Origin of the sequence: Nonomuraea jiangxiensis, assembly GCF_900099965.1 — a bacterium.
GTDB lineage: Bacteria > Actinomycetota > Actinomycetes > Streptosporangiales > Streptosporangiaceae > Nonomuraea > Nonomuraea jiangxiensis.
In genome coordinates this window covers 232,832-245,562 of record NZ_FNDJ01000004.1, presented here as the reverse complement: position 1 = coordinate 245,562, position 12,731 = coordinate 232,832, and the positions used below count along the sequence as shown (strand labels likewise).

Annotated in this window: 13 protein-coding genes; 6 read left to right on the top strand and 7 right to left on the bottom strand. The window is 68.1% G+C overall.

All coding sequences use genetic code 11. From position 1 onward, the window contains the following. Window positions 1-105: 105 nt before the first annotated feature. The 4 genes from BLS95_RS10540 to BLS95_RS10525 form a co-directional block, all read right to left on the bottom strand. A complete protein-coding gene (locus BLS95_RS10540; RefSeq protein WP_090930725.1) occupies window positions 106-780 on the bottom strand; it encodes a DUF4190 domain-containing protein in 675 nt (224 codons plus the stop codon). 109 nt (window positions 781-889) lie between these two features. Further along, complete coding sequence (locus tag BLS95_RS10535) at window positions 890-1,468, bottom strand: Trp biosynthesis-associated membrane protein (RefSeq protein WP_176993120.1); 579 nt, start codon at window positions 1,466-1,468, stop codon at window positions 890-892. 9 nt (window positions 1,469-1,477) lie between these two features. Then, on the bottom strand, window positions 1,478-1,825 hold the full coding sequence (hisI, locus tag BLS95_RS10530) for a phosphoribosyl-AMP cyclohydrolase (protein WP_090930723.1): 348 nt from the start codon (window positions 1,823-1,825) through the stop codon (window positions 1,478-1,480). A gap of 346 nt (window positions 1,826-2,171) precedes the next feature. After that, entirely contained in the window at window positions 2,172-3,245 is a 1,074-nt protein-coding gene (locus BLS95_RS10525; protein WP_090930722.1) for an aldo/keto reductase, read from the bottom strand. A gap of 70 nt (window positions 3,246-3,315) precedes the next feature. Between BLS95_RS10525 and BLS95_RS10520 the strand changes: the two genes are divergently transcribed. From BLS95_RS10520 to BLS95_RS10500, 5 genes are all read left to right on the top strand, one after another. Beyond that, the gene (locus BLS95_RS10520; protein ID WP_090930721.1) at window positions 3,316-4,215 is read left to right on the top strand and encodes a LysR family transcriptional regulator; all 900 of its coding nucleotides are present in this window, start codon (window positions 3,316-3,318) and stop codon (window positions 4,213-4,215) included. A 145-nt stretch (window positions 4,216-4,360) separates the two neighbouring features. Further along, the gene (locus tag BLS95_RS10515; protein WP_143043659.1) at window positions 4,361-4,999 is read left to right on the top strand and encodes a hypothetical protein; all 639 of its coding nucleotides are present in this window, start codon (window positions 4,361-4,363) and stop codon (window positions 4,997-4,999) included. Window positions 5,000-5,610: 611 nt separating this feature from the next. Continuing rightward, window positions 5,611-6,732 carry a DEAD/DEAH box helicase gene (locus tag BLS95_RS10510; protein WP_245764968.1) on the top strand — a complete coding sequence of 374 codons (1,122 nt, stop codon included), beginning with the start codon at window positions 5,611-5,613 and terminating at the stop codon, window positions 6,730-6,732. A 111-nt stretch (window positions 6,733-6,843) separates the two neighbouring features. Further along, window positions 6,844-7,296, top strand: coding sequence for a hypothetical protein (locus tag BLS95_RS10505; protein WP_218135685.1), 453 nt, complete (start codon window positions 6,844-6,846; stop codon window positions 7,294-7,296). A gap of 721 nt (window positions 7,297-8,017) precedes the next feature. Next, the gene (locus BLS95_RS10500) at window positions 8,018-9,454 is read left to right on the top strand and encodes a serine hydrolase (protein ID WP_218135684.1); all 1,437 of its coding nucleotides are present in this window, start codon (window positions 8,018-8,020) and stop codon (window positions 9,452-9,454) included. 284 nt (window positions 9,455-9,738) lie between these two features. On the opposite strand, the gene BLS95_RS10495 is transcribed toward BLS95_RS10500, so the two are convergent. Next, the gene (locus BLS95_RS10495) at window positions 9,739-10,149 is read right to left on the bottom strand and encodes a VOC family protein (RefSeq protein ID WP_090930718.1); all 411 of its coding nucleotides are present in this window, start codon (window positions 10,147-10,149) and stop codon (window positions 9,739-9,741) included. A gap of 86 nt (window positions 10,150-10,235) precedes the next feature. Here BLS95_RS10495 and BLS95_RS10490 point away from each other — a divergent pair, with 86 nt between their 5' ends. Continuing rightward, window positions 10,236-10,826 carry a TetR/AcrR family transcriptional regulator gene (locus BLS95_RS10490; protein WP_090931013.1) on the top strand — a complete coding sequence of 197 codons (591 nt, stop codon included), beginning with the start codon at window positions 10,236-10,238 and terminating at the stop codon, window positions 10,824-10,826. Window positions 10,827-11,014: 188 nt separating this feature from the next. Here the strand turns inward: BLS95_RS10490 and BLS95_RS10485 are convergent, their stop codons facing one another. Both BLS95_RS10485 and BLS95_RS10480 read right to left on the bottom strand, forming a co-directional pair. Further along, window positions 11,015-11,413 carry a sensor histidine kinase gene (locus tag BLS95_RS10485; protein ID WP_090930717.1) on the bottom strand — a complete coding sequence of 133 codons (399 nt, stop codon included), beginning with the start codon at window positions 11,411-11,413 and terminating at the stop codon, window positions 11,015-11,017. 669 nt (window positions 11,414-12,082) lie between these two features. Then, window positions 12,083-12,694 (bottom strand): hypothetical protein, encoded by a 612-nt coding sequence (locus tag BLS95_RS10480; protein WP_143043658.1) that lies wholly within the window; start codon window positions 12,692-12,694, stop codon window positions 12,083-12,085. Window positions 12,695-12,731 lie beyond the last annotated feature (37 nt).

Here is a 12,731-nt window from a genome sequence, read left to right as displayed (position 1 = left end):
ATAAAGCATCTTCTACGTGGGCTAACGTATGTTTTGGCGACGATTCGTAATCGGACCGGAAGCAGCTCGTCACGGTCCGGCTACCCTCATGCGGCCCCCCGCAGGTCAGTAGCTCTCCACGCTGGAGGTGGCGACGGCGCTGAACCCCATCAGGGACAGCAGCAGGCCGCCGAAGATGAGCCAGCACAGCACCCACAGCACGACAGTGATGTACGAGGTGACCAGGCCGCCGATGGCCATGCCCGAGCCCTCCTCACCGGTCTTCTTGATCCGGTTGAGCGCGATGTGCCCGAGGATCACGCCCGGGACGCTGGTGAGCCCGCAGAAGATGAGGCCGATGATGCCCAGCACCAGCGAGGCCACCGCCATGCCGTTGGTGGACCTGGGCGGCGGGGCGGCATAGCCGTAGTTGGGCTGGGCGTAGCCGTAGCTGGGCGGCTGCTGGCCATAGCCGCCGCTGGGAGGCAGCTGACCATAGCCGAGCGACTCCTGCGGATAGCTGGGCGGCTGCTGACCGTATCCACCGCCGCTCGGAGGCTGCTGGCCGTAACCGCCGCTCGGGAGCTGCTGGCCGTAGCCGGGCGACTGCTCGTATCCTCCGTAGCCGCCGCCATCGGCCGGGGGTTGGCCGTAACCCCCACCGGCCGGAGGCTGGCCGTAACCGCCGCCGGTCGGCTGCTGGCCGTAGCCACCCACCCCGCTGGGCGGCTGCTGGCCATATCCTCCACCGGGTGGCTGCGCGCCGTAGCCGCCGCTACCGCCCTGATCCCCGTAGCTCATCCGCTTGGCTCCTCAAGTCTTTCCGTGCAGTTGCAACGGCAGCTTATTGAGAAAACGTTTGCCAAGCAGACACAGCTTCAGAACGAAAGAAATTCGTACCCGCCGAATCTCATCGGGAATCGGTGGGATCGTCCCCGCGGTCGAGCGCGTCCCACAACGCCCTGTCGTCCTGGGGCCGCGCCCGGGCGTGCTCCGCACTCCGCTCGTAACGGGCCGACATGCCCGCCCACCTGCCGCCCCGCAGGATCGCGACGGCTCCGCCGGCGACCACCAGGATCGCTCCGGCCGCGGCGACGGCGGGCCAGAGCGGCACCACCTCCCAGGGGAGGTCGCGCTGGCCCTGCATGACGTTCCGGTCACGCAGCCAGCCGCTCACGGTCCCGGCGTTGACGGCCGCCCACGTGCCGGCCGCCGCGCCGGCGCCGCACAGGGCGAGCAGCACGCCCACGACGCGGCGCCCGGTGCCCTTGGTGGCCAGCACCGCCACCACACCCGCCAACCCGGCCAGCGCCACGGGGGTCAGCACGGGGCTGAGCTCGCCGCCGGTGGGCGCCGTGGTGCCGGCGGCACTCTCCAGGAGCCGCACCCAGTCGCGTCCGGCGGCGAACAGCACGAGCACGCACCCCAGCGCGGTCCCGAGAACCCAGCCCCACAGCTCCCCGCGCGCCCGCCGCTCCTTGGACTCCACCACGCCCTCCTAGCCGAGCGGGAGCTCGAGCGGGTCGGCGTCGAAGCACGTGCGGTCGCCGGTGTGGCAGGCCGCGCCCACCTGGTCGACCTTGACCAGGATGGTGTCGGCGTCGCAGTCGAGCGCCACGGACTTGACGTGCTGGACGTTGCCGGAGGTGGCGCCTTTCACCCAGAGCTTGGCGCGGCTGCGGGACCAGTAGGTGGCGCTGCCGGTGGTGAGCGTCAGATGCAGCGCCTCGTCGTTCATCCAGGCCAGCATGAGCACCTCGCCGGTGTCGTGCTGCTGGACGATGGCGGGCACGAGGCCGTCGGCGTTGCGCTTCAACCGCGCGGCGATCTTGGGGTCAAGGGCCATGCTGCCATTCAACCAGCCCACCCATCCGCCCCCGCCACCGCACACATCCGCCACTCCGAAGGCCCCGGACCTGCTCAGAGGCTCCCCACGTGGGCGAACCGATCGAGGGCCTCGGAGAGCGTGTCGCAGACGGGGAACAGCGGGGCCACTACCGGTCATCGCCCGGTGGTCCATGGCGCGTCTTGAGTCATGCACGGCCGGGAGGAGTGGGCCGGTGCGCACCCAGCGCCTCCAGGTGCGGGGGTCTCCATGCTGGTCATGCACATCGTCGTCGCCGTAGAGACGAGCATCCGGCCGGGGCGGCGGTGCGGATGCCAGGCCGCACCGCCGCACTTCGTTTCTCAGGTCACGACGGCCACCATGGGCTGCGCCGGCGTACGGCGGCCTGGGCTTGTGAGACCACGCCCGAGTAGCTCTTGCCCGGATACCACGGCATCGTGGCGAGCCGGTCGAAGCCGGGGATCGTCTCCATGTGCCGGACCATGCGCTCGCGCATCGCGGCGTCGGGGAGCGGGCCGCGCATGGCGGCGACGTTCTCGGCGAGGTGGGCGGGGTCGGAGGTGGCGGGCAGGGCGCAGGTGACCGCCGGGTTGGAGATCACCCATTTCAGGAAAAATTGCGACCAGGTGGTGATGCCGAGCTCCGCGGCGAAATCGGGCAGCGAGTGTCCCTCGACGATCCGGTGCAGCCGTGCCTTCTCCAGCGGCATGTTGACCAGCACCGCGGTGCCGTTCGCGGCGGCCGCCGGGATGAGCCGCTCCTCGGCCTGGCGGGTGTGGATCGAGTAGTGCACCTGCACGAAGTCCAGCTCAGCCCGCTCCACCCAGCTCTCCACCAGCGAGAAGTAGGCGGGCTCGTGGTGGGTCACGCCGAGGTTCCTGATGCGGCCCTCCTTCTTCCATGCGTGCAGCAGGGGCACGATCACGTCGACGTTGACCAGGCTGTGGCACTGCATCACATCCACCGGCCGGTCCAGCGACAGGCGTCGGATGGTGCTGCGCAGACTCTCGGCGGCGTGGCCGTCGTCCCAGAGATGGTCGCCGGTGGACCAGATCTTGCTCGCCAGGAACATCCGGTCGTTGATCCGCGACTCGCGGGCGATCTCCCCGAGGTTCACCTCCGACGCGCCGTACAGCGGTGAGCAGTCGAACACGCGCCCGCCCGCCCGCCAGAACCGCCCGACCACCTCCCGCAGGCGCGCACGCTGCCGGTCCGAGGTGGTGTCGAAGGTCATGAACGAGCCGAGCCCGATCGCCGGCAGCCGTTCGCGCGTCCCGGGGATCGTCCGGGTGATCAGATCGTCCGGGGTCGCGGCGGCCGCCGTACCTGACGGGAGCAGGCCCGCCACCGCGCCGAGACCGCCGGCCTGCACCAACTGCCGCCGCGTGGGCGACCATGACAAGGTCCTTTTCTCATGCATACAGGGATGCTCGCCCGAGCGGCGGCCGGGAGGCCAAGTCCGGTTCGGACCGGCGGTATACCTTTCGGGTATGCCAGTCGAGCTACGCCTCATGCGCTACGTGATCGCGGTCGCCGAGGCCGGCGGCTTCGAAGCCGCCGCCGAGCGGCTGCACATGACGCAGCCGCCGCTCAGCCGCCAGATCCGCGAGCTGGAACGGGAGCTGGGCGTCACCCTGTTCCATCGCCGTCCCACCCGGCTCACCGAGGCTGGGCGCGAGTTCGTCGAGTCGGCCCGGCAGGTCCTGGCCGACGCCGAACAGGTCGTCGAGCGCACCCGCAGGGCCGCCGGGGTCGATCACGGCGCCGTCCGCGTCGGGTACACGGTGACGACGGCCTTCGACGAGATGCCGAAGATGTTCGCCGCGATGGGCGCGCGGCACCCCGGCATCCGGATCGAGGCGCGCGAGGGCTGGGACGCCGAGCTCACGGCGGCCGTCGCGGCCGGCGAACTGGACGTCCTGCTGGGCAGGCACCTGGGCGTGCCACCGGAGTTCCAGACGACGGTCCTGCGTACGGAGGACTTCGTCGTGGTCGTGGGGGCCGGTCACCGGCTGGCGGGACGGGAGGCGGTGAGCCTGCGGGAGTTGCGCGGGGAGACGTTACGGTTCTTCCCGCGGCGGTTCGCCCCGCACTACCACGACGCGGTCCTGGGAGCGGTGCGCGGCACGGGAGCGGAGTTCGACGTCTGGGAAAACCCGCTGCCCGGCCTGCGCAATCTCAACGTCAGCCTGCGGGACAGCGGGTTCATGGTGCTGCCGCGCTCCCTGGGCCGCCAGCTACCCAGCGGGATCGCGTACCTGACGATCACCGACGAGATGCCGCCGATCGAGCTGCGGCTGTCCTGGCAGCGCAATCCGTCGCCCGCGGTGACCACCCTGATCAGAACGGCCCGCAGGCTCGCCAGGAGGGAGGGCTGGTCCGTCTCCTGAAGTTCACCTCCGAGCCATCTTCGGCGGTGAACCGGCCGTTGGGCGCTCTCGTTTGAGGGATATGCGATTCTTACCCGTAACCGCCCTTCTGTGCGCCCTCACGACCTGCTCCAGCGCTGTCGGCACAGCTGCCGCGAGCACTGGCATGGCCGCTACCGAGTCCGCCTGCGCCCGGGAAGCTCCCACCGGTCGGGTGAACACCCGGGTTCTGCGCCAGATCGCCTATGACTACGAGCCGGCCAAGACGCCGGAAGCACTCGCACGCGAGAAACATGTGAACGTGGTCGTCGTCGGCAAGGTGACGGGCTGGCTGCCGGGACCCATAGCCAGCAGCGGCCGCACTCCCCAACACTGGGTGCTGATGCGGGTCCAGGTCGAGCGGCGACTCAAAGGCATCTCGGACGACGTCGTGTATCTCCCGGTTTGGCAGGGCGGGGTGCTCGGGGGTACGAAGACCCCGCACCAAGGCGTGGACGACTTCAGGCGTGCCGCCCCCAAGGGCATGCGGGTCCTGATGTTCTTGGGGAAGGAGCGGCCGGGAGGCCCGACGGTCATCTCCGGACCCATCACCAAGAACCGTACGAAACTACCGTCTGCCACCCCCCGCTATTGGGCGCCTCCACAGGGCGTCATCCTGCACGAGGTGGGCACCGACGGCATCGGGCGCGCTGTCGGGGGTCTGGTTGAACTGCCCCGTTCAGGGTCCTACAAGGCCTGGGACCAGCCGTGCGGCATTGACGGCCTCATCACCCGCCTCCAGGCGGAGGGCCTCAAGGGCCGTTAATGCATGGGTAGCAGGACGGCTGGCCGTGGAGGGCTCGTTTCTGGACGCGGGCCATGGGGTGCGGGCCGAGCAGATCGCGCTGGCGTTGGGGCTCGGGGACAGTGCCACGAAGCGGCTGGCAACGTCTACCCGGCCGACGAGGTGCTGTCGCTACCAGTGCGCGGGTCGTTCGACGACGCCAAGAACGCGATCTGGCGCAGACGCGGGCCGGTGATCGGGAAACGTCAGATCGAGGACCTCGTCGTGGCCGCCGCCACTCCTCGACGCATCAATTGGTGGGCGCGAAAAGAATAACCGCCGGAGCAAACCTGATCCAGGGCGCGCGTCTCCTCTTCCTGCGGACGAGCAACACCCCAGCGAGAATGCGGTCGGCTCTGTCCCCTGCCTCTCCATGCATACCCCGGCGGCTTCCGTTCCACCGACCCGGGTGAATTCCAATCCTCCTATTCCAAAATACGCGGTAGCCGTCTGAGTACTCGGCCGCTCCCGGCAACCCCACAACAGGCCCCCACCGTCGCTGGCGCGGCCCTCCTTCCTGCTTCCGGTGCAGCGTACGACGTGGGACACGGGGCGGGACAGGGCGCGGAGGGCGCGGCGGGCCGCTGCCCGCGGTGGACAGCGGCACGGTGGCGCTCACCGGCTACCCCACGCTGCGCACGCACAGCCCGGCCCTGGCGGGGATCCAGTGGAGCACCGCGGTCTTCGACGAGGCGCAGGTCCTGAAGAACCCCCGTACGCAGGTGTCGAAGGCCGCGCGCACCATCGCGGCCGACGCGCGGATCGCCCTGACCGGGACGCCCGTCGAGAATCACCTCGACGAGCTGTGGGCTCTGCTCAATCTGGTCGCACCGCACCTGTTCGGGAACCGGGCGCAGTTTCGCCATCGTTTCGTGCGGCCGATCGCGGACGGCTCCCCGGCCGCTTCCGCCCGGCTGCGCGGGGCCATCGAGCCGGTCGTGCTGATGCGGAAGAAGTCCCAAGTCGCGGGGTCGCTCCCGCCGAAGATCCACGCCGATCTCATCTGCGACCTCACCGATGAGCAGGAGAGGCTGTACGACCGGCTGCTGGAGCAGGTCATCGACGACGGCTTCGGCAGTGGCACCCAGCGGCAGACCAAGGTGCTTGCCGTCCTGACCTCGCTCAAGCAGGTCTGCAACCATCCGGGCCTGATCACGGACGACCTCGGGGAGCTGTCGGGCAGGTCGGGCAAGCTCGACCTGTGCACCGACATCGTGGCCAACAACCTGGAGAACGACTCTCCGACCCTCGTCTTCACCCAGTACCGGCAGACCGGTGAGCTGCTGGTCCGGCACTTCGCCGAACAGTTCGGGGTGAGTACGCCGTTCTTCCACGGCGGCCTGAACCAGGAGCGACGGGCCGACATCGTCCGCCGGTTCCAGTCCGACGACGGTCCGAAGGTGCTCGTCCTCAGCCTGAAGGCCGGGGGCACCGGGCTCACGCTCACGCGTGCGGCCGACGTCATCCACTTCGACCGATGGTGGAACCCGGCCGTGGAGGCCCAGGCGTCCGACCGGGTCCACCGGATCGGTCAAACCCGCACGGTCACCGTCACCACCCTGACCACCTGGACCACCGTCGAGGAGCACATCGCGGCCATGCACAACCACAAGTCCGCGCTGTCGGACATCGCCGACATGTCCAGCGTCGCCGAGCTGACCCGCCTGGACGACGACCGTCTCATCGAGGTCCTGCGCCGGAAGCGAGTCAACTGACGATGGCCGACCGCGACTACGGTTACACGAAGTGGGGCAAGGACGTGGGTCCGGTTCGCCGAGTCGTTGCGCCAGACCCGTCCCGATCCCCAGCTGCCGAGCGCGCGGCGCATGGCGCGCGACGGGAAGGTGCAGATCACGTTCTACGGCCGGACCGTGCGCGCTGTCGTGCACCGCGGCCGCGGCACCTCGGTGGTCACGATCAAGGTCGCGCCGATGTCCACGGGGGCGACGGCCGAGATCTCCCGACGGCTGAGCCGCATCCAGCCCCTGCTCACTGACGATCTGTACCGCGCGATCGGCGACGCGGGCCACCCGCCCGCACCGGTCCTCGACAGCGTCGACTGCTCCTGCCCGGCCGCCACCCCGCGGTGCGTCCATGAGCTGGCTGTCTACTACGACATGGCGCGGCGCATCGACGACGATCCCCGCATCGCTCTCGACGTACAGGGCTTCTTCCTCGCTCCGGCGGGCGGCGGCCAAGCGCCCGCCGAAGCGACGGCGCAGCGCTGGATCGCACTCAACTCCCTTGATCCGGCCGTCTACTTCACGGTGGCCGGGTGACCCGGCCGGCCTGAGAAGGAGCGGTGCGTGCCCACCCGGAGGGCACGCACCCTCACCACCCGCTGAGCCCGCGGATGCCCCCGCATCCTCCGGCCGCGCCGTGTCGTCGATCGGAAGTCCTTCGAGAAAGGGACATGATCTCGCCGTGGACCGGCCTATTACAGGTGACAGAAATGGTCTCCATGTCCACGTGACCTGAGCCGGCCGTGTGTCAACGGGGAAGGAAAGGTGTCATGCCCGCCCCGCTCGCCAAGCAAGTGCGCGCCCGAACCCCGCCTCACCGCCGCGCACCGAGCTCAGGCGCGGTACGGCGGCCGGCGGCCAGGTGGGGTCAGTGCACTGTGGTGGCGCTGGTGCGGAGTCCAGCGGGCCAAGGCTTGGCGCGCAGTGCCAACCGCCTGGCACGGAGAACCAGTGCCGTTCTCCATTTCCATCTGCCAGGATTTAAATGGCTGCGGATCCACGGACCAGCAGTTACAGATCGAAGCATTTATGAGGCTTTGCAAGGCGCTATCATGCGCCTCCTGATACGGCCTCAATCGTAGAAACCGTGACCGCCATGCGCGGCGACGTGCAGCAGCCGTCCGAAAACGGCCAGGCCCAGCTCATGACACGTACCCGTTCTCCATAGAGGAACGGGTATTTCGCTGTCCAGATGCTTTTGGGCCCCGATATTCGTAACTATCCACCCGCACTTGAAATGATTCGCTATGGTGGCGCGGTGAACAGCTCAACATTAAGAAATCGCAGTCGAGGTATCGCCAAGTTCACCGCCGCGGCCGTGCTGCTGGGCGGCCTCGTCGTACCGTCTGCGGCGGCGGCGGAGACCGGCTCCGTGAGCACCCTCGCGAACCATCTACGGCGGACCCTCGATCAGTTGCAGTTCGAGCAGGTCCTGGACACCACCCCGCCGACGACTGCGGCCCAGTTGAATGCGCTGAAGCAGGCGGCCACCGACAAGGAGGCGAAGAAACCTCCGAAGAAGGCGGACCGGGCCGTGGCCCTCGCGGCGGCCGAGCCCATCTCGCAGCAGCCGCAGATCGACCTGACCGTCATCGAACTCAACAGGTTCGGTCGCCCCGTCTCCTCGGGCACTGTGCTGATGAGCCCGCAGTATCCGGACGGAAAAGTCGTGCCGGTAGACGACAACCTGCACACGACCGACGTGCGCTGGAGACAATGGGACGACGCCGGCTGGTATGCGAACCAGGGTCAGGGCACTATCGACGTCATACCCGGTCGCGAGAACGCCTCGATCGACTTCATGATCCCGTACCCGGCGTCGGTGCTGAAGCTGATGGTGGCCTTCGGAGTGCTGCGACTCGTGGACCAGGGCGAGATCTCGCTCGACGACACCTACGCCTACCAGCCGACGACCATCAGCACGCTGTGCGGCCCGGCCGGCAGCGACACCATCCGCAACTACCTCGACGCCTCACTCACCTGGTCGTCCAACGCCGCCTCCTGCGCCATGGTCAAACTGCTGCACGACAAAGGCGCGGTCGACAACCTCAATCAGACCTTCCAGGACCTGGGCCTGGAGACGCTGCAACTGAAGAACACCAACCCGGCCAACGGCGCGCGGTGGGGCAACCCCGTCACCATGAGTTCGCTCGATACAGCCAAGCTGCTGATGCTGGTCAACGGCGGCCTGGGCACCCTGTGGACGGCTCCCGACGGCACCGACGTCACCGCCGCCGTCCTGAGCGACGCCTCCCGCACGTTCTTCAAGAGCAAGCTGAGCGATCAGGGCATGAACGTCACCCTGTCGACCACCAACTGGTGCGGCGCCGCCTACCCCGTACCTGGCATCCCGCAGCTCACGCCCTCGCGCTGGATCGGCGCCGACGGCACCGTGACCATTCCCGGTCAGGGCATCGCGTACGGCCGCGACGTCCGGCCGTGTAACAACGCGGCAGAGGTGACGTACGCCCACAAGAACGGCTGGGTGAACAACTCCGGCGCTGACGCGGGCATCGTGAAGGCCCTGCCCGGCAAGGGAGGCCGGACCTACATCGTCGCCATGTTCTCCAACCTCGGTTACCAGTACGTGGACTCGAACCGCCCGCCAACAGGCGCGGAGAACGTGTGGTTCACCGAGAAACTCGCCAAGCTGGGCAAGGCCATCGACGAGTACGAGAAGCGGCGTAACTCATAGCACCTGAACATCGGCCGAGCCGGGCGCGGCTCGCGGCTCGGCCGACACCAGCGCCCCGCATGCTCGCCAACGCCCGCCTGCGGCCCGTGACACCAGCCTGTGGGGCCAGGCCACCTCGTGCCCGTCGGACTGGCACAAGTTCGGCTCCTGGCCACGCGATGACCGAGCGGCACACCTGGCTCCCCAGCCGGGCGCCCGGTGGCCGGCGGCGCCTGATCCGCCGAGGCCCGGGTGCCCGCGGCCGGCACAAGGGACGTGCTGGGGACGGGCAAGGGGCTCGGCGATCAGACGTACTGCTCGGCGAACGGCCCGGACGGTTCGATGGGGGTGATGACGTCGATCAGGATCCCGTTGGGGTCGGCCACGATGAAGTGGCGCTGCCCGAAGTCCTCACTGCGCAGCGCGAGCGCCGGCCGCAGCCCTTCACCGGTGACGAGCCGCTCCCACTCGGCATCGGCGTCCTCCACCTCGAAGTTGAGCAGTACGCCCTGCGCGGGCTTGCGGTATGCCTCGGGCACCGTGGCGTGGGTGTGGTCGAGCAACGCGAGTTCGTACGCGGGCGGGCCGGGGCGGCGCAGGCTCACGTACCAGTCCGACTCGAAGGTCGTCTCGAACCCGAACAGCCGCGTGTAGAAGTCGTGGGATTCGGCCAGTCGTGAGGTGCCGAGGACCGGATAGAAGCTTGTCAGCGTCATGGTTCTCCAATTTCACATACCGCTGGTATGTGAAGGTAACGGTAATCACGTACCATCGGTATGTCAACGTGAGGGACGGCGGCGCGATGATAAACGGAGTCAGGGCGCGGCAGCGCGAGCAGACCAGAAGCGCGCTGCTGCGGGAGAGCCGGCGGTTGTTCGCGGCCGAAGGCTACGGCGCGGTCGGTTTGGCGGAGATCGTGCGCGCCGCCCAGGTCACCAAGGGCGCGCTCTACCACCACTTCACCGGCAAGCCCGACCTGTTCCGCGCGGTCCTGGGGCAGGTGCAGCAGGAGGTCGCGCGGAAGGTGGCCGACGCCGCCGAGGCTCATGACGATCCCTGGGATCAGCTCATGGCGGGCTGCCGGGCCTTCCTCGTGAGCGGCGCCGATCCGGACGTGCAGCGGATCATGCTCGTCGACGGCCCCGCCGTGCTGGGGTGGAACGAGTGGCGCGCCCTGGACGAGGCCGCCTCTGCACGTCACCTGGCCGAGGCGCTCACCGCGCTGGTGGAGGCGGGGGTGATCGTTCCTCAGCCGGTCGAGCCGCTGACCCGGCTGCTGTCGGGCGCGATGAACGAGGCGGCGTTGTGGCTGGCCGCCTCGGGCGGTCCCGGCGATCTTGAGGACACCTGGGCCGCGCTGGTGCGACTGCTCGGGGCGCTACGCCCGGCCTGAGGGCTGAGGCTGATCAGCGTGTGCGAGGGCGCCGTTCCAGGCACGGCCCGCACACGGTAATGGAGAATCCCGGACATCGCTGCAAGTTCCCTGTTCAGGGAGAGCGGTCTCCATCGCGTCACATGGAGCTGGGCCCACCACCACACGTACGCCCTGGCCGCCTACGTGCACGTTCCCGGCGAATGGCTTCAGGCAAAAGCCTTCGCGGGGATGTCGGCTCGCACCGTGGTGCCCTCGCCCGGCACACTGTTGACGCTGAGGGCACCTCCGAGGCTCCGGAACGCGACCCGACGGCCGTGCAAACGGTCCTCGTAGGCCTCGGACGCCCTCCCGTAGCCGTCGTCGCTGATGGTCAACCGCAGCCCGCCGGTGGCTACGGTCAGGACGATGGAGACGGTGCGGGCATGCGCCTGCCGTTCGACCTCCTGCAGAACCTCCTCGATGGTGCCGTGGACGATCTCGGCGATGGAGGTGGGAAGCGGCTTTGCCGGCATGGCCCAGATCTCCACCTTGATCCCGGTCCGCAGCGACCACTCCTGCAGCGCCTCCGTGGTCGTACGGTTGCTTGATTCGCTGGTACTGGTCATTCTGATATCCCCCGTGGACGTCGGTGCCTGACTGCGCGTTCCCGGGGCTTCCGTTCACCTTTTCCGTCGCCAAGCCCCGCCGGCGCGGAGCCGGCACCTCTGACTGTAGGGGGTTTCCTGCGTTCCCTTGTCCCGCGCATACCCCGTTATTCGACAGCTGCGCAAAACCAAATGCTCGGATGCCAAGCTGGGGCTTTCCTATTTTCTCAAGAATTCGGTGCAATAGCAGGGAGCTTGAGAGCCTCACCACAGCGTCTGAAACTACTTGCGAAGCATCATAAGTGCCTTAATGGAGAACGGCATTAGCTCTACGCGCCACGCCCTTGACAATGCGCGCCAACGCCTGGCCCGCTGGACTCCGCACCGGCTTCGCCGCTGCGCGCCCACCCCACCTGGCCGCCGGCCACCACACCGCGCCTGAACTCCAGGCCGCCGGCACCTGGCCCAGCCTCGGCCGCTACGGCCGGATGGGCTTTGATGACCCCCCACACATGCTGCGGATGCTGGAGACGGTCCTGCCATCGGCCGTAGCAGCCGAGACCAGGCCAGGATGCGCCCGCCACGGGCCATGGCGACCAGGCCAGGAAGCGCCCGACGCTGAAGATGGCAGCGGCGGGCGTTCCCGAACTCAGCGAGACCTGTCCAGTGGCGTGATTTCTCCCTCAGTGGTTAAGGCAGGGTTCTCTTGATCCAATAACCGCAGTCCCAGCGCTCCCGCGGGCCGCCCAGGCACATGCGGGTGTCGTACCACTTGCCGGTGTAGGTCTTTCTCAATTGTGGGTCCTCGACGTTCACCTCGAGTCCCATCAGCGTCAGCCCGCTGTACCTGATGTAGTCGCCCAACTTCCGGGCGGTGAACAGGTCGAACTTATCTGTGTGCGTGACGGATTCGCTGTAGGGGTCTGGATAGGGCTCCATGATGACGTCGATGTGGTCGAAGGTGTTGCGGGTCCAGTCGTACAACTGGGCGCTCACGTTCACCCGGCAATTGGGCTTGCCGTTGGCCGCCCGTGGGTACCCGGACATCAATTTGCCGTAGATCCACAGGTCCGACGTACTCCCGCCGCCGGTCCCGACACCACCGGCCGCGATCGTGAACTTGCTCTGGTAGTTGCACTGACCTGCCTTGGTGTACCACACCACGCCGTTGTTGGCGCTTTGCACGTTCGGCAGGCCGATGATCGGATAGTGGGTGGTTTCTGCCAACGCGCTGGGCGCGATTCCGATGATGAGCATGATCGCGGCGGCGAGCGCCATCAGCGATCTGGCGATATATCGCATGAAACCTCCGAAGGCTCCGGCGCGAAACTTACTGGTA

Excerpts from the sequence above, each read along its gene's own strand:
- BLS95_RS10495 (WP_090930718.1), bottom strand. The coding sequence starts at position 10,149 with ATGACGCTGACAAGCTTCTATCCGGTCCTCGGCACCTCACGACTGGCC.
- BLS95_RS10515 (WP_143043659.1), top strand. The coding sequence starts at position 4,361 with ATGGCCGCTACCGAGTCCGCCTGCGCCCGGGAAGCTCCCACCGGTCGG.
- BLS95_RS10520 (WP_090930721.1), top strand. The coding sequence starts at position 3,316 with ATGCCAGTCGAGCTACGCCTCATGCGCTACGTGATCGCGGTCGCCGAG.
- BLS95_RS10505 (WP_218135685.1), top strand. The coding sequence starts at position 6,844 with ATGGCGCGCGACGGGAAGGTGCAGATCACGTTCTACGGCCGGACCGTG.
- BLS95_RS10485 (WP_090930717.1), bottom strand. The coding sequence starts at position 11,413 with ATGACCAGTACCAGCGAATCAAGCAACCGTACGACCACGGAGGCGCTG.
- BLS95_RS10540 (WP_090930725.1), bottom strand. The coding sequence starts at position 780 with ATGAGCTACGGGGATCAGGGCGGTAGCGGCGGCTACGGCGCGCAGCCA.
- hisI (WP_090930723.1), bottom strand. The coding sequence starts at position 1,825 with ATGGCCCTTGACCCCAAGATCGCCGCGCGGTTGAAGCGCAACGCCGAC.
- BLS95_RS10480 (WP_143043658.1), bottom strand. The coding sequence starts at position 12,694 with ATGCGATATATCGCCAGATCGCTGATGGCGCTCGCCGCCGCGATCATG.
- BLS95_RS10525 (WP_090930722.1), bottom strand. The coding sequence starts at position 3,245 with ATGCATGAGAAAAGGACCTTGTCATGGTCGCCCACGCGGCGGCAGTTG.
- BLS95_RS10490 (WP_090931013.1), top strand. The coding sequence starts at position 10,236 with ATGATAAACGGAGTCAGGGCGCGGCAGCGCGAGCAGACCAGAAGCGCG.